The sequence below is a fragment of the Vibrio sp. ZF 223 genome, from assembly GCF_003050585.1.
Classification (GTDB): domain Bacteria; phylum Pseudomonadota; class Gammaproteobacteria; order Enterobacterales; family Vibrionaceae; genus Vibrio; species Vibrio crassostreae.
Map to the genome: position 1 here is coordinate 215,278 of NZ_PIGB01000001.1, position 20,365 is coordinate 235,642.

The 20,365-nt window shown below is 45.8% G+C and carries 15 protein-coding genes; 7 read left to right on the top strand and 8 right to left on the bottom strand.

From position 1 onward, the window contains the following. Positions 1-61: 61 nt before the first annotated feature. The gene (locus CWO13_RS00980; protein ID WP_048659890.1) at positions 62-1,018 is read left to right on the top strand and encodes a LysR family transcriptional regulator; all 957 of its coding nucleotides are present in this window, start codon (positions 62-64) and stop codon (positions 1,016-1,018) included. A 90-nt stretch (positions 1,019-1,108) separates the two neighbouring features. Here the strand turns inward: CWO13_RS00980 and CWO13_RS00985 are convergent, their stop codons facing one another. Continuing rightward, positions 1,109-2,509, bottom strand: a complete 1,401-nt coding sequence (locus CWO13_RS00985; RefSeq protein ID WP_102432981.1) for an alpha-amylase family protein — start codon at positions 2,507-2,509, stop codon at positions 1,109-1,111. Positions 2,510-2,778: 269 nt separating this feature from the next. Between CWO13_RS00985 and CWO13_RS00990 the strand changes: the two genes are divergently transcribed. Continuing rightward, positions 2,779-3,678, top strand: a complete 900-nt coding sequence (locus CWO13_RS00990; protein WP_102432980.1) for a DMT family transporter — start codon at positions 2,779-2,781, stop codon at positions 3,676-3,678. 100 nt (positions 3,679-3,778) lie between these two features. Here CWO13_RS00990 and CWO13_RS00995 read toward each other — a convergent pair whose 3' ends face one another. The 7 genes from CWO13_RS00995 to CWO13_RS01025 form a co-directional block, all read right to left on the bottom strand. Then, entirely contained in the window at positions 3,779-4,198 is a 420-nt protein-coding gene (locus CWO13_RS00995) for a VOC family protein (RefSeq protein WP_102432979.1), read from the bottom strand. 228 nt (positions 4,199-4,426) lie between these two features. Next, positions 4,427-5,191: a Fe(3+) dicitrate ABC transporter ATP-binding protein FecE gene (gene fecE, locus CWO13_RS01000; RefSeq protein WP_102432978.1), complete on the bottom strand. Its 765-nt coding sequence runs from the start codon at positions 5,189-5,191 to the stop codon at positions 4,427-4,429. A gap of 2 nt (positions 5,192-5,193) precedes the next feature. Beyond that, the gene (locus tag CWO13_RS01005; protein ID WP_102432977.1) at positions 5,194-6,165 is read right to left on the bottom strand and encodes an iron chelate uptake ABC transporter family permease subunit; all 972 of its coding nucleotides are present in this window, start codon (positions 6,163-6,165) and stop codon (positions 5,194-5,196) included. Next, the gene (locus CWO13_RS01010) at positions 6,165-7,199 is read right to left on the bottom strand and encodes a FecCD family ABC transporter permease (protein WP_102432976.1); all 1,035 of its coding nucleotides are present in this window, start codon (positions 7,197-7,199) and stop codon (positions 6,165-6,167) included. The genes CWO13_RS01005 and CWO13_RS01010 overlap by 1 nt, the downstream gene beginning before the upstream one ends. Further along, positions 7,196-8,173, bottom strand: coding sequence for a Fe(3+) dicitrate ABC transporter substrate-binding protein (locus tag CWO13_RS01015; RefSeq protein ID WP_108082383.1), 978 nt, complete (start codon positions 8,171-8,173; stop codon positions 7,196-7,198). Before CWO13_RS01015 ends, CWO13_RS01010 begins: the two co-directional genes overlap by 4 nt. Positions 8,174-8,260: 87 nt before the next feature. Then, a complete protein-coding gene (locus CWO13_RS01020) occupies positions 8,261-10,390 on the bottom strand; it encodes a TonB-dependent receptor family protein (RefSeq protein ID WP_108082384.1) in 2,130 nt (709 codons plus the stop codon). Positions 10,391-10,578: 188 nt separating this feature from the next. After that, positions 10,579-12,615, bottom strand: coding sequence for a TonB-dependent receptor (locus CWO13_RS01025; RefSeq protein WP_108082385.1), 2,037 nt, complete (start codon positions 12,613-12,615; stop codon positions 10,579-10,581). A 241-nt stretch (positions 12,616-12,856) separates the two neighbouring features. Between CWO13_RS01025 and CWO13_RS01030 the strand changes: the two genes are divergently transcribed. The 5 genes from CWO13_RS01030 to CWO13_RS01050 are packed head-to-tail and all read left to right on the top strand — an operon-like array spanning position 12,857 to position 20,132. Next, positions 12,857-14,068, top strand: a complete 1,212-nt coding sequence (locus CWO13_RS01030; RefSeq protein WP_108082386.1) for an ATP-grasp domain-containing protein — start codon at positions 12,857-12,859, stop codon at positions 14,066-14,068. Further along, on the top strand, positions 14,065-15,876 hold the full coding sequence (locus CWO13_RS01035) for an IucA/IucC family protein (RefSeq protein WP_108082387.1): 1,812 nt from the start codon (positions 14,065-14,067) through the stop codon (positions 15,874-15,876). The genes CWO13_RS01030 and CWO13_RS01035 overlap by 4 nt, the downstream gene beginning before the upstream one ends. A 6-nt stretch (positions 15,877-15,882) precedes the next feature. Next, positions 15,883-17,100: an MFS transporter gene (locus CWO13_RS01040; protein WP_108019447.1), complete on the top strand. Its 1,218-nt coding sequence runs from the start codon at positions 15,883-15,885 to the stop codon at positions 17,098-17,100. Beyond that, on the top strand, positions 17,072-18,937 hold the full coding sequence (locus CWO13_RS01045; RefSeq protein ID WP_108082388.1) for an IucA/IucC family protein: 1,866 nt from the start codon (positions 17,072-17,074) through the stop codon (positions 18,935-18,937). Before CWO13_RS01040 ends, CWO13_RS01045 begins: the two co-directional genes overlap by 29 nt. Then, a complete protein-coding gene (locus tag CWO13_RS01050) occupies positions 18,930-20,132 on the top strand; it encodes a type III PLP-dependent enzyme (protein ID WP_108082389.1) in 1,203 nt (400 codons plus the stop codon). The genes CWO13_RS01045 and CWO13_RS01050 overlap by 8 nt, the downstream gene beginning before the upstream one ends. Positions 20,133-20,365: the final 233 nt, after the last annotated feature.

Consider the following 20,365-nt stretch of genomic DNA (forward strand, 5'->3'; position numbering starts at 1 on the left):
GGCTAGCGTTCAATTGATAAATTTGCGATCCTAGCATTCCATAAACTCATGCGAACGAATTATGACCCCATATCCTAGCTTACCATCGTCACATAATGGCTTAAAAGCTTTCGAAGCTGCCGCAAGGCTGATGAGCTTTACTCTAGCTGCCGAAGAGCTGCATGTAACGCAAAGTGCGATTAGCAGACAGATCAAACAGCTTGAAGATGAGTTAAACGCATCACTGGTTATTCGTAAGCATCGAGCCATAGAATTAACGGTACAAGGTCATGATTTGTATGTGGCTTTGCGAGAAAGCTACGGCAATATCGAAGCTGTTATCGCCTCTTGGAGTGAGCCGAAGCAGAAGCGTATCGTAATCAAAGCAACCTTGAGTTTCGCAACGCGGGTATTGATCTCTAAAGTCAGAGAATTAAACGAGCGTTATCAGGAATATGAGATCGTCATAGTTCCTGTGATTGAGGAAGACGAATCAATCAACAGCAGCGAATATGACCTACTGATCTTCCACACGCGCTTCAAAAAACGCTATGACAAGGCACCAGACATCACCTTCTTGCGAGAAGAGTTCATGGCGCCGGTCTGTTCTACTAGCTTAACCACTAAAGACACCGACCTCGATTCAATCTTAACCTTACCAAGGCTGCACCCGACCTTAGATCACCATGATTGGAAAGTATGGCTAGCTGATGTTGAATCCCCACCGAAGAAACCCGTCAGAAATACCAGCTTCTTATCTTTAGATATGGCACTCAGTGCCTGTTTATCCGGTGAGGGGGTGACGGTCACAGATCTGTTGTTAGTTCAACAAGATCTCCAACGAGGCTTCTTGTACTGCCCTAAGAATGCAAAGATCCAACACAGTGCTTGGACTTACTTCATTCACCAGCGTAGTCACACGCCTATCATCAACGACCTTATTGAATGGCTTAGAGAAGAGACAGAAAAAGAGATCGAGTTACTGAAAGCACTGTCTCATCAGAATCATTGGTTTGGTGTTATTAGCGATCAACAGTAACGATAAGCCTTAAGCTTAGATACAAATAAGCCGCAGAACTTACTGCGGCTTATGCTTTTTACCAGTGGTGTTCGCTCTAGAGAATAAGCATTAAAGCTTATACATACGTGCACTGCGCGGTGGTAGATTGAACGTATGGTAGCGAGAAGAAATGGTTTCTGTCGCGCTGCTTAATACGTCTTTGTATTGAACATGCCAATTGAACTCATGTTGGTAGGTATCAACCGTCACGCCACGCGTTTCGCCACACTTGTTAATTCCAACAACGCCTTCTTTGCCACGCTTAAACAGCAAAGTACATTGGTCGCTCGAAATTATCGTCATCGACTTACCTTGCATCGCGTTATGGAAACTAAGCATATTCTTCATATTCGAGCTATTCCAAACATTGCCCCAACGACCATTATCTTTGTCTTCTGAATCCGGAAGATCATCACTGTAGATCAGCGGCGTGCCGCCATCTTTCCCAAGGATATAAGCGTAAGCAAGCTGCTCATCTTGTGGATCCATAATTTGGTAACGGAAGCCGTCGTTGGTTGGAATATCATGTGTGATCGCGAAGGTGATCGAACGATTGTCATCGAGTGCTTGGCCGTACGCTTTTGGATCATGCAGTTGGTTCAAGCCACCGCCCATTGAGAACGCCGAACGAATCGACGCAAACAACGGGAAATCATACGCGGAGTGATTAGTATTATTCAGGTAAGGCGCTAAGAATGACTCATAGCCACTGTTCCCTGCCCCGCCACTGGTGATCACTTCACCAAACACATGCATGTTCGCTGTAATTTCAGGCGTGAACACTTGGTCGATTTGGTACTGGCTCATGTGTTTGACGGCATCAATTCGGAAACCTTTGATACCCATATCCTTCAACGCTTTCAGATATAAGCGCTGCTGCGAAACTACCCAGTTATTTGGATCGAGATCAGGCAAACCTACATCGCCATCAGCCCCGCACAAACGCCAATATTGAACATGACCGGGATCGTTCCAATCTGAAATACAGCCCGCGGCATGGAAGTCATTAGCGGATACAAAACCTTGAGCCAGATTGCCAAACAGAGTCTGGTCAGCATAATAGCTTGAACGGCTCGCATAATCGTTTAGTACTTCGGATCCCGGATAATCCAAGTCACTTCGCTTCCAGCTTTCGTTTGCCATATGGTTGAGCACCACATCGGCGTAAACATCGACGCCCACACCTTTGAGAGCGGCAATCATTGCGGTTAGATCTTGTTTGTTGCCGAGAGGTGAATCAATGGTGCGAAGATCTTGAGGTTGGTAACGCGCCCACCATTGGCTGCCGCTCGATTTCATTGCGGGAGCAACCAGTACTTTCTTATAACCGGCTTGAGCAATTTGATTGGCGTTGGCTGTCACATCTGAATACTTCCAGTTGAAAGCGTGCAAGATGGTATCTGCATAAGTAGCTGGACTGAAAGAGCAAAGCGCGAGCGTGGATATGAGTAGGGTATTGAACGGTTTCATAGAACATATCTCTTATTATAAATTCACGAGAATGATATGACTAAGAAAGACAATTAAAACGACCGATAAATCAGAGTTGAATTAGCGTCACCTTCTGTTGATGTTGATTTTATAAAATTGAGCTATAACCGATCTTATGTGAGATAAAAAAACGAACTAATCTGAAATGAGAATTAATTGAATCAAGTTGACCAGAACAGGACAAAGACTTTGGTCGGCTCTTCTAAACTACGTTATGATTCCTGTTCCCTCAACCGATTGATATTTTTATGCCTTCTTTCTCTTTTTCAATGATCCCTGTAGGGGTTAGGTTCATGATCCTCTCTGCTTTTGGATTCGCACTGATGTCAGCGTGTGTGAAATACATCAGCAACTACGGCATACCTGTATTCGAAATTGTTGCAGCAAGGGCTTTGGTGTCTTTGATCATCAGTTATATCGACGTTAAACGAAAAGGCATTTCGATCTGGGGAAATAACAAACCTTTGTTGTTTGTTCGAGGTGCAGTTGGCACCGCAGCACTGATGTGTGTTTACTACGCTGTGACCACGCTACCTTTAGCAGAAGCGACCATTCTACAATACGTACATCCCGTATTTACCGCATTGCTCGGTGTGCTATTTCTGAAAGAACGCGTCCAAAAATCGACCATGATCTGCATTGCGTTCTGCTTAGCAGGGTTATTAGTAATGGTTCAGCCAAGCATGAGCAGTGGCACGAGCAGCGAGTTACCGCTATTTAGCATAATGGTGGCGTTATGTGGCGCATTTGGTAGCTCAATTGCTTATGTGATTGTGAGAAAGCTTAGCCAAACGGAAGACAGCTCAGTCATCATCTTCTACTTCCCACTGGTAGCTCTACCAATCTCAACAGCCCTTATCTGGAATGACTTTGTATGGCCTAGTTTGTTCCTAACCATGATGTTGGTTCTAGTCGGGATTTTCACACAAATAGGCCAATACGGTTTAACCAAAGCGATGCAGACACAAGCCGCGGGTAAAGCTTCGGCTTACTCATACGTTCAGATTGTCTTCTCGGCACTGTTAGGCGTGTGGATCTTCAACGAAATCCCATCAGTTTGGACTTACCTAGGTGGTGGTCTAATCGTAACTGGCGCGCTAATCAATGTGTTTGGCAAACAACTATTGGTGCCATTTAAAGCTAAGTAGACAACCAAACTAACCCTCAGCTAGTCAATTGATCTAAAAAAGGGCATTGCGGAAAATTCCACAATGCCCTTTAAGTACTTTCTACCCTACTATCATTCTACTAACTTGTCGCATTACGAAGTTTGGGATCATCACTCAGATATTTAACGAACTCGATTTCAAAGCCAGCCGGATCCACAAAGTAGACGTTCTTGCGATAAGGTTCTTCGGCACCGGGCTTAGCAATCGGGAAACCTGCATCAATAAGGCGTTGAGTGACGCTTTCAATGTTATTGGTTACATAAGCGAAGTGTGCGAGGCCAACAGAATGCCCAGCCAAATCTCTGTTCTCACCCTCTCCGTGATCACTCAATGCGATGTATTGGTACTCATCGCCGAAATGCAACCAGTTACGTGGCTTACCCGACCACTCCCCTTTTCCCTCGTCACGAACATACCAATGAGGGAATGCCGCTTTATAGAAAACCAGCATTTCTGGGATGTCTTTTACCACTAGATTTACATGTTCAAGTTGGATCATTCTTCTCTCCTTAAAGTATTCTCGTAAGCAACGTTGCATATCCTAATACCTCAAGTTAGGTTGAGGTAAAGCACTAATTTGCATTTATTTCGAGAACGTCTTTAGAGCCCAAATTGTTCTACTTTGACTACATACAAACTTTAAGTTTAGACGACCTAATCTAATGTGGCTTCCTTGCCAGTGTTCTGTTCTTTGTACCTTGGTGATCTCGTTGTGCTGAGCAGATAACTACATCGCGACACACATTGGTGTATTTGAAATAGGGTCTCGAAAGACGCTCGCTTTGAGATCAAATACGTTACTGAGCATCGTTTCGGTCATCACCTCATCAGGCGAGCCTTCCGCTATTAAGCACCCTTTTTCCAAAACCACTAAATGGTCGCAATAACGACTGGCTTGGTTCAGGTCATGCAACACAACAACCACCGTTTTTCCTTTAGCATTCATCTGTTGCATCAGGTTCATTAATTCCACTTGGTGAGACATATCAAGGTATGTGGTCGGTTCATCCAACATCACTACGTCCGTATCTTGTGCAATTACCATCGCAATCCATGCTCTTTGACGCTGCCCACCAGACAGTGACTCAACCGGCTTATCAGCAAACTCAAGTACACCTGTATCTCGCATTGCTTGTTCGACAATCTTTTGATCGTCCAGCCCTAGCCTTCCCCAATGAGAGACATAAGGCGAACGGCCATATTCGACCAATTTTCTTACCGTGATCCCCTCAGGGCTGACTAAGATTTGCGGAAGAAGTGACAACGAACGAGCAAGCGCTTTATCGCCATAGCTTGATAGCGGTTTGTCTTCAAACAACACATCTCCAGCCACTGGCTTGTTAATTCTGACTAACGTCTTCAATAAGGTGGATTTACCGCAACCGTTAGGTCCTATCAATGCGGTGATTTTTCCCTTAGGGATAGAAACCGACAGGTTCGGTATGATCGTTTGTTTGCCGTACGCGACGGAAAGATTCTGCGTTTTAAGCATGGTTACCAACCTCGATAACGATAGAGAAGAAAGATGAAATATGGCGCGCCAATCACGGAAGTTAGAACGCCTGCTGGTAATTCAATCGGTGGTTGTAGACCTCTAGCTAACCCATCAGCGCTGGTAACCAGAATTGCCCCTACCAGTGCAGATGCAGGGATTAACAACTTATGATTATGCCCAAACAACAAGCGAGCTAAGTGAGGTGCTAATAAACCCACAAAACTGATCGTTCCAGCAACAGAAACGCTAACACTGGCAAGCAATACAGCGGCCAATAACGCGAGAGCCTGAATCTGTTTTGGCTTAGTGCCCAATGTGGTTGCACTTTCCTCGCCAAGCCCCATCACATCTAATCGCCAAGCAAGCCATAATGCCATGGGTAATAACAAGAGCAGAGCACTCCAAACAAACGGGACTTGCTGCCAATTTCTGCCCCAAAGACTGCCTGTTAGCCACACCATGGCCGTGTTGATCTCTATTGGGTTGGTGACCAGCAAGAAGTCGATACAACTGGCCAGAAACGCACTCACCGCAATACCAATCAGCGCCAATTTGGCGGGTGTTGGCCTTGACCACCAGGCCAATGCAGCAATCAGTCCAGCAGCCAATACCCCACCGAACATCGCCACCACAGGAAGCACACTGACTGGTGCATTTGGGAACCAAACTAAACTCGCTGTCGCAGCAAGTCCTGCTCCAGCACTAATACCCATAAGATCAGGCGATGCTAACGGATTACGTATCACGCCTTGCACTAATACCCCTGAAAGCCCTAACCCTGCGCCCACGCTTATCGCGAGCAACATGCGTGGTAGCCGATACTGATGGATAACAAAGTCGTCACTGGAAAATGCGACCAAATGTTCGATGACTTGAGGAATAGAAAGTGACGCTGCACCGACAAACAAACCCGCAGATGCCACTAATATGAGAATCCCGGATAACAAAACTATCTTAGTGTGGTGGTGCATTAAGATCTCCTCGTCGCAATCAAAATAAAACAAGGTGTCCCGAGCAAAGCAGTAATAACACCAACGGGTGTTTCAGTCGGGAAAGCAATCGCTCGCGACAGCGCATCTGACCAAGACACTAATGCTGCGCCTGCCAATGCTGAAATAGGAATCAGTAAATGATAATTGTGCCCAACCATAGGTCGAACCAAATGAGGTACTAACAACCCAACAAAGCCAATTGGCCCTGCGATAGCGACGCTTGCGCCAGCAAGCAACACGATCGTCAGTCCACTCACGAAGCGAGTAAATCTGATGTTACTGCCCAACCCAACAGCTACCTCTTCACCAAGTGCCAGCAAGTTGAGGTTACGAGCAAGACTCATTGCCAACACCAAACCAATCACTACAGGCGGCCAAAGCTGTTGCCATTGCTCATCATCGACACTAGACAGTGAGCCAGTAAGCCAATGCAAGACGCTATAAGCCATATCGTCGGCAAGAATCAGCGCCGCTCGTGTCAGTCCGAGCAATAACGCCGTAATGGCGATACCGGCTAGAACCAAACGTAACGGATGAGAACGTTCGGAGAAGAAACCACCGAGAAGCATCACGGCCCCTCCGCTTAGCAACGCGCCAAGAACTGCATTGAGGATTGGGTTTAGCTCACTGACTACCGGTATACCTATCGCAGCCAACGCCATAAAACAGGCTGCGCCAGCGTTAATGCCAAGAATCGATGGAGACGCCAGTGGGTTACGCGTTAATCCTTGCATCAATAACCCAGCGACAGACAAACTCGCACCAATCAATAGCCCCGCATAAGCTCTTGGGGCTCTTAATGTCGCCAATATTTGATGAGTCATGTTGCTTTCATCAAACGCAAACCAGTAGTGAATCAAGTCACTCAATGTTAATGAGAAATTAGACCACCCGGTCATAGAAGCCGCGTAACCAGATAGTGCCAAACACGACACTAATGCCGCAAATAATGTGACTCGCCACGACAGTATTGGCCAGAATCGCTTACTTTTAGAGAACAACATCGTACTCATGATGGATCCAAGATCTGCTCAATATTTTTCGCCATTTGTTCTGCCGCTAACATGCCTCGATTCAATGACCAAAGTGCTGGAGAAACTTCTACAACTTGCTGTTTTTTTGCAGAGGTTAGTACATTGAATAACGGATTTTTCTGCCAATCATCAACAATATTTGGATGAGAGTAAGCGCCAAGGAGTAACCAATCCGGGTTGGTTTTCAACAACAACTCAAAGCTGGTTGGCAAATATGCCTTCTCTGTTGGTTTCACAATTGGGCTCGCAATGCCTAATGTGGTCAGCACCCCTCCTGCGTAAGACGCTGGGCTATGTAACCACATACCTTTATCCGACACGACAGCGAACTGGACGGTTTGTTTGAGCGAGAAATGACTTTTGAATTCGGCCATGGCGTGTTGATGTTGTTGAATTCGTTGTTCCATTGACGATTGTTTATCGAGAGCGATGCCAATCTTGAGCGCAGACTCCAAATTTTCTTGATACGTCTCGCCGCGGCTTTTAAGCAGCAGAGTTGGTGCGATACGTTGTAGATCTTGATAGACAGTACGATGACGCTCTGCATCAGCAATGATCAGGTCAGGCTTTAATACCGCAATGGCTTCTAAGCTAGGCTGAGAACGCATGCCAACCGATTCCCATGGTTGAACCAACGCACGCATCGCCGGGATCACTCTCGAAGCATCATTGTCATCAGCAACACCAACAGGAGAAACACCCACCGCAGCTAACGCATCTACAAATGAGAACTCCAACACCACAATACGTTGCGGAGTAGTCGCTATCTCAAACTGACCCTGTTCATCTTGTATGACCCTGGTTTGTGCTGAACTGGAGAATGAGAACAAGCTTATAATCAGCAAAGCTAAGGTTATCGCTATCCTGCTGAATAAAAACGGCCTATTAAATGACAGCAGTCCGTTCGACAGCTGCAATGGATTCGAAAACAAAAGGCGAGAGCTGTTTTCCATATTTAATTTTCCTTAAACGCTAGAACCGTGAAAGCCGCCAAGAGTATTGGCGACTTTTATTCGTTATTACTTTCAACAAATTACGTATTAGAACTGATAATTCAGATCCAAAGTGTAAGAACGTCCCGGGGCTGGATAACGACCAACTGGACTGGTATCAATACCGCGGAAGTAATAGTCCTCATCAAACAAGTTGTTCACCGCAAGGTTCATGCGTAGCTTGCTGTTCTCATCCTTGTACAAATCCGAACCTAGGTTAAAGTTCCAGACCATGTAGGCAGGCACTTTACCTGTCGCGCCCGTTGCATCTTCGGCACTTGTATTCGCATTGTCAGAGTAAGACTCGCTGAAGTAGTAACCAGACAAAGTCGTATCTACCTTGCTAAAGGCGTAAGTCGCATCCCAGCTAAATTGATGCTTAGACGTATATGGAAGTTGATTACCTTTGTTTGCGCCCTCTTCCTCTAACGTTGCATCTAAGTAGTTATAGCCAGCGCCCAAACTCAGAGCTTGCATCGCTTGAGGAATATAACGACCAGAGAGCTCAACACCTTGGTGAAGGGTTTTACCAATGTTATCGAAAGTTTGGGTAGCACTTTGCCATTGCAGCTGATCTTCAAAATCAATGCGGTAAAGTGCGATGTTAAAGCTGGTTGAATCTTGGTTGTAGCGTGCACCCAACTCGTAGTTCCACGCTAGCTCACTGCCCTCTTCACCTTTGCCTCGGATGTAAGCGATTTGTGGTGCACGCAAAGATTTCTGTGCATTGGTGTAACCAACCCATTGCTCTGTCAAATGGTATGCTACCGTTAAGCCCGGCAGCCATTCCGTCACTTTGTTGTCTGTGCTCTGTGCTGTACCCAGATCATCAAACGTCATATCAATCGATTCGTAACGAATACCAGGTGTTACCTTTAACACATCATTAAACAAACCAATTTCGTTACTGATATAGCCAGCATAAGCGTCGGTGTCTAAGTGCCAGTCACGTGGGGTTGTTGTAGCACCACCAGCAATTGGCGTTTGGGTCAGCTTGTAATCGATGTCTTCGTTAACATAGCGCGCACCCACAATCACATTTTGCGTCACGGTATTACCGTCAAAATACATCGCGAGTTTAGGTTCAACACCATAAACAGCAAATTCACGTGGTGACGTACGAATATCGGTTGACGGTAATGCCGGGTCCGCCCAGTGACCACCAGCGCTGTTAAAGCCCCATTGGAAGAAACGCTCAGAACGGTGGCCAAACGTTAGTATTTCTAATTCGGCGCTATCTGCAAGATTCAAGTCATGCAGGTACTTCAGGCTCCAACGCGTTGAAGTGCCTTGATATTCATCGTATGGGCGCTTCGACTGAGTACGATCTTTTTCGTAATCATCCGGCGATAAAGCTCCGGGCATTTGGGTGTCGGCATCATAACGTTGAACGAAAGCTTGTAGCTCTTGAGTATCACTCAGTAACCATTGCAATTTGGCTTGGAAGTTTTTGACATCTGTGTCGGAGTGTTCACGGAAGCTTTCGCCTTTTAAGAAGTTACCCTCTACTTGAAGTGCCAGCGTATCGGTTAACCAGCCACCCGTGCGCAGGTAAAAATCATTAAGTGGCGTATCGCCACCCTCGAATACAGTAAAGCGATTACTGATTTCCGTTTGCCACTCGTGTGGAATAGGCTTAGTCACCAAGTTAATCACACCACCCACGTTGTTTGGCCCATACTGCACAGCAGCGCCACCACGCACGATATCAATTCGGTCAAGCATCGACAGAGTCGCAGGGAAAATAGATTGTCCGGTATGACCATAAGGCGCAAGAGTCAGTGGCACACCGTCCATTAGAAATTGAGCATGACCACTGCGGCTGGCTTTCAAGCCACGCACCGAGATGTTAGGCAATACACCGGTACCCGTTTCGTCTTGAACCTTAATGCCCGGTACACTTTGGAAGGCCGAATCAATCGAAAGTGCGCCAGTCTTTTTAATTTGTTCGTTAGTTAGAACGGTACGCGCTCCCGGATACTCTTTCACATCCTCTAGCTCTGAGTTACCGATCAAGCTACCTGTCACGACAACCGTTTCCATAGTCGTTGTTTGAGGATCAGACGCTGCAAATGCGCTCATGGAAGTCACTGAAGCGATGGCCATTGCAAGGGTACTTAGACGCAACTTTTGGTGTGATTGAGTACAGGGTTTACCATCCAAATTCTGGTAAGGCATGAAAATCTCCTAAGTAGGCAGGTTAGGATCAAAGGCCGTGTTTTCGGTTATATCGGCGCTTTGACCCTATGGGCTAAATGGCCTCAAAATAAGACCAACTGTTCACTCATTCGTAGCGAACAAAACAATCGTTTTTAGAGTAGAAAGAGCTCTTAGAAATGAACTCATTCTTAGAACATAATTAGCTTTTAAAACTGATAGCCGTAGCTGAGCATGAATTCGGCTGGCGCTCCGTAACCAATCTGGTTAGTACCAGACGTGCCGTTGGTTGCACCCAGAATGTATTTCTCATTAAGCACGTTGTAAGCGTTCGCTTGAACTTTGTGACGACCCGTGGTGTACGCTGCCATCAAGTCAACCGTGGTGTAGTCACCCAGCGCTACAGCTTCATCATTACCCGCGTAACGGTCACCTACGTATTTCACGCCACCACCTAAACGCCAGTTATCGTCTAGCTGATAAGTGCTCCAAAGCGAAAACAGGTGATCAGACACATCGTTCGGCTTTTTGCCTGTCTCTTTGTTTTCTGCATCGAGGTAGCTATAACCCACAGAAATATCCCACTGCTCAGTAAATTGACCGCGAGCTTCTAGCTCAATACCTTGGTGGCGAGCTTCGATCTTGTTAACAACGTCTCCGTCTATATTCGTTTCTGGTTGCTCTTGATCAATTTGGAAGACCGCGGCATTAAGCATCAAGGCGTTATCTAGTAAGTAAGCTTTTGCACCCACTTCTTTTAGATCCGTATGGAAGAATTCAGCCAATTTAGGATTGATATAAATACCCGAGTAAGGCAATTGCCATGAGCGAGCTAAGCTTGCGTACACTGACATATCGTTGTTGAGACGGTAGACTAAACCACCACGGTAGCTCACTTTGTCATCGTCTAGATTTTCTTTTGCTGAGCCCGCTTTTTGCTGTTCAAGCTCCATCGAGTCGTAACGCACATTGCCGATCACTGAAAGATCACCAAAGGTATAAACATCTTGAATGTAAACGCCAGTGGTCGTTGTGGTGTTGTCGCGGGTAGGTTTAAACCCCGGATCAGGTGTAGGGCCTGCTACAGGGTTGTAGATATCTTTTGGAGGTAAGGTTTCATCTCTTGCGAGCATTAGGTCGATATTGACCTGATTATAATCCGCACCGATCATCATTTGGTTCGAATCCGTTTCCCAAACTAGCTCAGATTGAAGAGTCGTCGTGGTACGAGGGTCGTAACCGAGGTTATTTACACTCTGAGATACTCCATTCCCAGTTACCGTCCCTTGGCGTGTACCCTTTTGCTCAAGTTCGATATGGTTGTATGCTGCGCGGTTTGTCCATGCCCATTCGCTATTCAAAAGCCATTCATAATTAACGCCAACACGAATGCTGTCTGACTCTTGATAGTCATTCGTGCCACCGTAAAACGTGCTTTCAGAGACGTCGACAGGCTTACCATTCTTTGATGGAACACCACGATATGGCACTAACTCTTGGTGCGCATATTCGACATCGAGATCAATAATGTGTCCATCAGAAGGCATCACTCGAATTGTTGGCGCAATAAAGAAATCATTAGAGTCGACATGGTCTACATAGGAATCAGACTGTCGACTTTCCACGTTGATACGACCACTGACCTTGTCACTAAGCGCCATCGAACTATCAACTTGGCCAACAAACAAATTGTTGCTGCCAACACTGCCATTTACGTTGGTGAAGTTATCACCGTTAGCTCGCTTGGTGACCAAGTTAATGATACCGCCCGCGGAGCCTCGGCCATAAAGTGCGCCCGCAGGGCCTTTTACCACTTCGACACGTTCGATATTCGCTAGGCTTCGGTACGATTGCAGAGTCCCGTCATCACGCATACCATCACGGTAGATATCGTTGAGTGCATCAAAACCACGAATCACAAATTGGTCTCGGCTTCCCTCACCCAGAGTATTGTTAACCCCTGCGACACCATCAAGTGCATCCACTAAACGTACCGCACCGCGGTCTTGCATTTCCGTTTTTGTGACAACAGATACTGCCTGCGGTACATCCAACCATTCGACATCAGTTTTGGTACCCGACTGAGGCATATGCTCCGCGTAACCTTCGTACTGATGACCAATAACTTGCAGAGTTTCATCCACAGCTACACCTTCTGCTGCCATAACATTTGGCACAATAGATACTGCTGTTAATGCACCTCCAATTGCCAAAGCGAGTGGGGACAAGGCCAATCTAATGTTCATTATCTAATTCCATTTTAGTTTATAAAATCACAATAGTGCGAATGAAAACAAATATCATTTATATTTGCAATATATATTTTTTGATCTATATTTGCCTTGCAATATGCAACACCACTAATGACATAAGAATCAATAAAAACAATAAGATAGGAAAATTCTCTTTCTTATATACCCGAAAGAGAGCACTTGAAAGCGAGTTGTGAGCAGGCGACAACAACGTTTTGAAAATTAGGAAAGCCCCATGAAATCTACGATAATCATCGTCAGTCACGTCGTGAATGATGCGATCACTCACGGCTTTGTACCGACAGCAAAAGCGATGGGTCTCCACGTCGTTTTGATCACAGACCACAAACTCAACCACTTAAAACTGGCCACTGATGACGACCGCTTTAATCCCGATGAAATTTTAGAATGTGATGTTTTTAATCCTCTTGATCTTATCGAGACCATCACAGAACGAGCCCTAAAACCCGTTGCTGTATTCAGTAACAGCGACCATTTACAAACCTCCACCGCAATCTGTGCACAGTTCTTTGGTGTGCCTGCTAAAGATTGGAATGTGACGCTTAAGGCGAAAAACAAATACTTAACTCGTCAGGTTCTCAACGAAAAATCGTTACCTAATACTCAAAGTGTTTTGTTAAGTCGAGAGAGCGCTCCTGTATTAGATTTCGATTTTCCTGTCGTTGCGAAGCCCAAGGAAGGCGTGGCTAGTTTAGACGTGCAGCGCTGCGATTCTGCGGCTGAGCTGGATAACTATTGCGATACGTTTTGGCAAAAGCACCCTACGACTCCCATTTTGGTTGAGGCGTTTTTACAAGGTCCGCTTATCACTGTCGAAACCATTGGCGACGGGGAAAATTTAGTCGCACTTGGGGGGTTCGATGTGGAACTCTCGGCGCCACCTTACTTCATCGAAACAGCGGCGAGTTGGAATGGTATTAACAGCGTGCACTACCGTGATGAATGTATACGTCAGCTTCAAGAATTCGGGGTGGGGTTTGGTGTCTGTCATAGCGAATTCATCATCACAGATTCGGGGCCGGTACTGGTCGAGATCAACTATCGAAGTATTGGTGATGGCCGGGAATTTTTGCTTGATAACCTCAGTGGCGGGAATTGGTTCAATACCATCTTAAGCCTTCACTTGGGTCACAAACTTGACCCTACATTTCGCATTGATGGCAACGCCCATGTGCACTATGTAGTGGCGCAACAAAGCGGTTTGATTGAAGGGTCATCAACCTCTTTCATTCACCAAGAGGGCGATATTGTCACTCAACAACAAGTGCTTAAGAAGGTTGGTGAGACGTTCCAACAAAGTTTCTCCAACAAGGATTACCTAGCGAGAATTTCGGTCGTTTCTCCTTCTGGTCAAACTCTAGAACCCGCGCTACAACAGGCAATCTCTCGCTTCAATCTAACAGCAAAAAACGAGGTAACAGCATGAATGAAAACGCGTTATACCTCACTCAGCGATTAGTCGATACGTGTTTGCGTGAAGACTTGTTTGGATTGGTTTCTCAAAGCCGATTTAAATCTCAGCTGCCGAGTGAACTCAAACTATCTTCTTATCCTCGTAATCAAATTTGGGCTGTTTTTGCAGGTTCAGACTTTACACTCTACTTGCCCGTTACTCCGAGCTATTACATGCAACGTTGGGTTTACGGCCAACCAGATGGCTCGAAAGGTGATGGTTGGTTCATCGAGAGAAATGGTGTCGTTGAAACCCAGCAGCACTATCAAGATTGGATCGAATTATTGAAAGCAGGTGCTCACGAAAGCTCGCATTCGTTATTAGATGGTTATTTGCAAGAACTCGAATGCGCCGAAAAACACAAAGGATTGTGTGATAGCGCCTTCAGCCAGCACTCGGAAGCACTCATGCTGCCAATTTCTCAACTAGAACGTTGGGAGCAAAAGCTATTACGCGCTGATCAAATCGCATCCTATCTTGATCACCCTTACTACCCGACAGCACGTGCTAAGTTCGGTTTAAGCGATCACGATCTAGAGCAATTCGCGCCAGAATTTGCACAAAGCTTTGAACTTCGTTGGCTCGCAATCGAGAAGTCACTCGTTACATTGACCAGCCCGCAGCCGGAATGTTGGCCGACGATGGAGCAAGTGGGCCTGCCCGCCGATTTTGCTCTTAGCCATGAGTTATTTCCTGCACATCCATTAACCCTTCAAAGCCTTGAAAGCCTCCCTGATTGCGTCATTGAAGCGCCGGGTGCTTATCTTGAGGTGACTCCTACCCTGTCAGTGCGCACAGTGGTCGTGAATCAAGCACCACAGGTCCACATCAAGGTGCCGCTGATCATGCGATCTTTGGGTACTAAAAACATTCGCCTAATCAAACCCTCCACGCTCTATGATGGGCATTGGTTTGAACGTTTATTGACGCACTTAGAGCAAACAGATCAAGACTTACACGGCACGCTTTTCCATTGCAATGAGAAACATGGCGGGCATGTTGGAGACGATAAAACCTTTGCTTACATTGTGCGTGAATACCCAGTGAGCTACTTCCAAGACAAAGCACTGGTGCCTGTGGCTGCCCTTGCCAGTCCAATGCCTGATGAACGTTTGTTCTTGGAACACCTCGCCGAACAGTATTATCAGAAAAACACGCTGACTTGGTTTAAAGATTACGTTGATCTACTTTGCAAAGTGCACCTTACATTGTGGATTCGTTACGGTATCGCTTTGGAGTCTAACCAACAAAACGCCATCATCGCATTCGATGAGCAAGGCAAGATGACCTTAGCCATGAAAGACAACGATGCTGCACGTATTTGGCCAGAGAGTTTCCAAACGTTTGAGCAACAATCACCCGTAAAATGCGATCATCTTTTAGACCAACGCATCACTGTAGATAGCGAGCTTGCTCTTGGTCAGATGTTTACCACCATTACTTTGCAGTTAGACATAGCCGCGATTGTGGAAGCAATGGCGACGAGAAGAATCGCCACGTCAGCTTATCTGTATGAAGTGGTCGCCAATAGCCTCTCACAACAACTTAACCAGTTGGATGAACAAGGACACAACACCAAGCTCGCAAACGAGATGTTGTTTGAATCACCCAACCTATACGCTAAGTATCTATTGAGCTCGGGTAGCTTATTGTCTAAAGAGGCATCTGGCGCAAGCGATATCAATAAATTTTATGGCTTATCAGCACCTAACTTCTTATTGCTAACCAGCGAAGAAGCACAACACGCTTACCTTGAAAACATCAAGCAGAGCGTGAGTTAACCCGTCATGACCAAACTCATCTATTGCGTGCTTTTAAGCCACTTTATCGCCGCGTTTGCAGCTTTAGGAATGCCGTTGTTTTTGCCAATGGTATTACCGACATTGGATGTAAACATTACTGCGGACTGGGCAGGGATACTGTTCATTTTACCCACCTTTTGCACTGCCGTTGCGGCACGTTTTTGGGGACAGTTTGCTGATAAATATGGCAGACGTCGCTCTCTATTACGAGCTCAACTCGGGCTTGCAGCAGGCTTCGCGCTGTGTGGCTTAGCCGATAATCTATCCATGTTTGTGTTTGGTCTTGTCGTTCAAGGAACCTTTGGTGGCACCATGGCCGCCTCAAACAGCTACTTATCCAGTCAAATCAAGGATGCGAAAGCACTCGGTAAATCACTCAATAAAACTCAGCTTTCTGCCCGTCTGGCGCTAATTATTGCTCCGATTGGGCTTGGCTGGAGTTTATCAGAAACAAACCCGCTGAACGCGTACCTGTGGCTGTCCGCTTTGCCGCTATTCGCGCTAGTGATCACCTTAACATTACCCATTGATGACTTAGCGAAATCTAAGGGAATTGTAAAAGATCAGGCATCGAAGAAAGCTCAATGCAGCCAAGCCAATTCGTTAAATACGCTTTACTGGGTGTTTGGCGCGCAGTTCAGCTTTGCTTTCGCCATGGTCGTCACGTTCCCCTATTTCTCGCCTTATGTGCAGCAATATGGCGTGACAAATCAAGCGTGGATTGGATTTCTATATGCCCTCCCACATGGTGTTTATCTGCTCTTTGCAGGGAAAGTTCATCTGTTCTCTGAATGGGTTGATCGCCACCAGCTTGAACACAATCAAGCGCAGCGTACTTTATGGCTAGGCTTTGGTTTGCTTTCACTCAGTGCAGCAATGCATCTCACGCCATATCAAGAAGTGTTGATTATTACTCGTATTGTTTTCGGACTTGGCATGGTTTGCTGTTATCACGGCTTGCATCAAGCATTAGCAAACCAAATTGATCGACGACAAAGCGGCAAAGTATTTTCGCGCTTTGACGCTATGTCTAAATGGGGTGGCGTTGCGGCTGGATTGAGCGCGTCTTTCATATCAAGCCAGGGCTGGCTTGAGGTTCCTTTCATACTTTCTATGTTGGTCAGTGGCATTGCTGCTATCGCGCTGATCATCCATTCAAAATTTGGACATCAACATGTTACAGACTCAATTATCTCCAAGTGAATATTCCGCTGAAGACCAAGTTCTTCAAAATCGTAAAAAAGTACTGCTAAATCGAGAAAAAGCCCAACTCAATACCATCATGGGCGTGGTGAACTGTTACTTACGTGAATACGCGATACCCAATGAGCAGGTTGATTGGTACTACAGTTCTTCCTCTCTGCCTCAAACTTTGAAAAGAAACTACAACGCTCACCAACGCGTGGCCATTCACCTACCTCATCAAGATCAACCTCAGAAAAATGGTCTGATGGTTTTACCCGTTGAGTACACCAGTAAACTGGGGAAAGTGAAGCTCAGTGATACACCTTGGGCTAAAATGCCCGGTGCAGCTTGGTGCAAATTGGACGCAACGCAAACCCTGACGCTTCTACTCAGTTACCTAAAACAAGTGCTGACGATTCCATTCAATCACGAACTGGTCGAGCAAATGGAAAACAGTTTGTTGATCACCGAGCAGTTCCTAAACTCTGACGGCTCTCCTCAGTATCACAATGCGTTTATCGCATCAGAGCAATCGTTACTTTGGGGACATACTTTTCACCCAACGCCAAAGAGTCGATCAGGCGTAAGCATAGATGATCTGCTCGCGTGTTCCCCTGAAGTTGGCGCTAGGGTTCCTCTCTATTGGTTTAAGATCGACACAGAATTGCTTGATATCTTAAGTTCAGATGACCGAACTTCACCAACGACCATGCTTGAACAACTTGCACCTGACGAAGACAAACCAGCAACTACCATGCTTTACCCTTGCCACCCTTGGGAAAGTTACACACTTTTGCAAAACCCAGTGGTCAAAACGGCCATTGAACAAGGCAAAATCATCCCGCTTGGATTAGGTGGTGAAAAACTCTTACCCACCTCATCCGTGCGCACTCTGTATCACCCAGATATGGATTGGTTCGCTAAGTTCTCTATTAATGTACGTTTAACCAACTGCGTACGTAAAAACGCATGGTATGAGCTCGATAGTGCCGTTCAATTAACCTCGATTCTGCATCCAATCAAAGAAAGCGAACAGTTACGTAATCCAGTATTCAAGGTAATGACTGAACCTTACGCCACCACATTGAATCTAGAATCTGTGGCTGAACAAGAACATGCGGATGTTATTAAGGCTCGAGAATCATTTGGTATTTTATATCGAGAGAATTTCAGTTTAAGTGAAACCGATATTTTGCAACCAACGTTAGCGGGTGCGCTCTTTGCTTACGACACTGACGGGAACAGTTGCATCGCCACTCAACTCAAACAAAAAGCGCAAACAACACAAAGCCAATATGCAAATATCGCCACGCTGTGGTTTGAACGCTATCTGCATTGTTTGATTCCTGGTGTCTTTAACTACTACTTCAAACACGGAGTTGCGTTTGAACCTCACCTACAAAACACGCTGATTGGTTTTGAAAAAGACATGCCATGCTGTGTATGGATTCGAGACTTAGAAGGCACTAAGCTGCTACCCGAATTTTGGCCATCAGAGACACTTCAGCAACTTTCAGAGCGTGCTCGTCAATCGGTATACTACAGCCGTGAGCAAGGTTGGAACCGCATAGGTTACTGCACCTTCATTAACAATGTTAGTGAAGCTATTTTCTTTATCGCTGAGGGGGACTCGGCACTTGAGAATACGTTATGGGGAACTTTAAAAGACGCTATCGTCCGCTGGCAGTCGATCAATGGTCAGCAACCAGAACTGATGGCATTGATTAACGATGGCCACTTCCCAAGTAAAAATAACTTCACAACCCGTTTGATGCAAAATGCCGATAAAGAGTCTGGGTACACACTAGTTGCTGCACCTTGGCCGACTCATAAAAGAGGAGCTCACCATGCTTAATTCGCCTCAACTTCCTGAGAACATCCATAAAGAAATCCACCAATTGGCCAAGCAACAAACTCAACCATTATGTGCTTATCTTTATGATCTCGATGCATTGAAGCTGCACATTAAGCAGATGCGCCATGTATTACCAAAAAACGTAGAGCTATTTTACGCAGCGAAAGCGAATCCTTCAGAACCAATATTACGCACTTTAGCTCCTTATGTTGATGGTTTCGAAGCGGCATCAGGCGGAGAGCTTACACACCTCCACCAGCAACAACTCAATAAACCACTGATCTTTGGTGGTCCTGGGAAAATGCCAAGTGAATTAGAGCAAGCAATTGAACTCGATGTTGATGCGATTCATGTCGAGAGCCTCACTGAGCTACAACGCATTGGTGCTTTAACTCAGAGGTTGAATCGGCCTGCTTCGATCTTTTTGCGTATGAACATCGACATTGGTGACATCACACTGAGCAAATTAGCCATGGGGGGAAAACCCACTCCGTTTGGACTCGATGAGGGTGAACTCAATAACGCCTTGATGTATCTACGCGACTTTCCCTTGATAAAGCTAAAAGGCTTCCACTTCCACTTAATGTCGCATCAACTTGAAGTCGATCGCCACCTCGCCTTGATGCAACGTTATTTCCAAGTCGTCAAAGAGTGGCAAAAGACATTCTCACTCGATGAGCTGATCATCAATCTAGGTGGAGGTATGGGAATCAATTACCAAGACCCGCAGCAACACTTTCCTTGGATGGAGTTCTGCGACAAGTTGGAGTTCTTGATTGCTAAAGAACATATACAAGACTGGACGCTACGTTTTGAATGTGGTCGCTACATCTCTGCACCATGCGGTTATTACGTGATGGAGGTACTGGATATTAAGCAAAACCTTGGTGAGAACTTCGTGATTGCTCGTGGTGGAACACATCATTTCCGTACACCTGCTGCACAGAACCATGACCACCCTTTTGTTATCGTGAAAAGTAATCAACAACCTACTATTTCACATCCGATAAGTCATGCTACAGCCACACTAGTTGGACAACTTTGCACTCCAAAAGATGTGATGGCACGAAATCAACATATCGACCAGGTCGATATCGGTGACTATGTGGTGTTCACCCTAGCAGGCGCTTATGCTTGGAACATCTCGCATCAAAACTTCTTAATGCATGAACCTCCGGTGTTTCATTATTTCTAGGCACCCCGCTGTGCTCTATGATTTCTAACTGACGGTTTGAGTTGAACATCCATAGAGCCAGCTAAAGACACTAAATGAAAAAGGCGTTAGTAAACTCAGGTCTACTAACGCCTTTCTTATGTTTATCTTACTCTTTTACCAAACAACTACGGCGATTGAGTAACCGAATCCCCACAGTGATCGCAATGCAGAACCAAACCGTAGTTAATTTAAATACAAGCACTTAGCATTTT

Excerpts from the sequence above, each read along its gene's own strand:
- CWO13_RS00980 (WP_048659890.1), top strand. The coding sequence starts at position 62 with ATGACCCCATATCCTAGCTTACCATCGTCACATAATGGCTTAAAAGCT.
- CWO13_RS00985 (WP_102432981.1), bottom strand. The coding sequence starts at position 2,509 with ATGAAACCGTTCAATACCCTACTCATATCCACGCTCGCGCTTTGCTCT.
- CWO13_RS00990 (WP_102432980.1), top strand. The coding sequence starts at position 2,779 with ATGCCTTCTTTCTCTTTTTCAATGATCCCTGTAGGGGTTAGGTTCATG.
- CWO13_RS00995 (WP_102432979.1), bottom strand. The coding sequence starts at position 4,198 with ATGATCCAACTTGAACATGTAAATCTAGTGGTAAAAGACATCCCAGAA.
- fecE (WP_102432978.1), bottom strand. The coding sequence starts at position 5,191 with ATGCTTAAAACGCAGAATCTTTCCGTCGCGTACGGCAAACAAACGATC.
- CWO13_RS01005 (WP_102432977.1), bottom strand. The coding sequence starts at position 6,165 with ATGCACCACCACACTAAGATAGTTTTGTTATCCGGGATTCTCATATTA.
- CWO13_RS01010 (WP_102432976.1), bottom strand. The coding sequence starts at position 7,199 with ATGAGTACGATGTTGTTCTCTAAAAGTAAGCGATTCTGGCCAATACTG.
- CWO13_RS01015 (WP_108082383.1), bottom strand. The coding sequence starts at position 8,173 with ATGGAAAACAGCTCTCGCCTTTTGTTTTCGAATCCATTGCAGCTGTCG.
- CWO13_RS01020 (WP_108082384.1), bottom strand. The coding sequence starts at position 10,390 with ATGCCTTACCAGAATTTGGATGGTAAACCCTGTACTCAATCACACCAA.
- CWO13_RS01025 (WP_108082385.1), bottom strand. The coding sequence starts at position 12,615 with ATGAACATTAGATTGGCCTTGTCCCCACTCGCTTTGGCAATTGGAGGT.
- CWO13_RS01030 (WP_108082386.1), top strand. The coding sequence starts at position 12,857 with ATGAAATCTACGATAATCATCGTCAGTCACGTCGTGAATGATGCGATC.
- CWO13_RS01035 (WP_108082387.1), top strand. The coding sequence starts at position 14,065 with ATGAATGAAAACGCGTTATACCTCACTCAGCGATTAGTCGATACGTGT.
- CWO13_RS01040 (WP_108019447.1), top strand. The coding sequence starts at position 15,883 with ATGACCAAACTCATCTATTGCGTGCTTTTAAGCCACTTTATCGCCGCG.
- CWO13_RS01045 (WP_108082388.1), top strand. The coding sequence starts at position 17,072 with ATGTTACAGACTCAATTATCTCCAAGTGAATATTCCGCTGAAGACCAA.
- CWO13_RS01050 (WP_108082389.1), top strand. The coding sequence starts at position 18,930 with ATGCTTAATTCGCCTCAACTTCCTGAGAACATCCATAAAGAAATCCAC.